The 259-nt window shown below is 60.2% G+C and carries 1 protein-coding gene; it reads left to right on the forward strand.

Annotated elements, in window-relative coordinates; genetic code table 11:
- Window positions 1-23: 23 nt before the first annotated feature.
- Window positions 24-259, forward strand: a 236-nt coding sequence (locus ACTHS4_RS12095; protein ID WP_440366009.1) for a hypothetical protein, incomplete at its 3' end; no start/stop codon positions are given.

Genomic DNA, 259 nt, shown 5'->3' on the forward strand with positions numbered 1-259 from the left:
GCCTGGGCACGGGTAACCAGAGTTTGGATTCACGCATCCGTCTGGGCACGACCAAGCTGCTGGTGCCCTTCAACATGACCGTGGGTGCTCCAGGTAGCGGCTCCGTGGCGGTGACCGTGCCCCTGGACCTGAACCAATTGCGTGACCAGGGCTATGACCTGAACCGGGGCGGCAAGTTTTACCTGCAAAGCATCGTGTTCCCGGCCGCAGCCATGGCCAATGGCTTGTTCAATTGGTCTCTCGCCAAGGTGTCTGAAGT

It is taken from the genome of Neisseria sp. P0014.S009 (assembly GCF_051958155.1).
Classification (GTDB): Bacteria; Pseudomonadota; Gammaproteobacteria; order Burkholderiales; family Neisseriaceae; genus Neisseria; species Neisseria flavescens_C.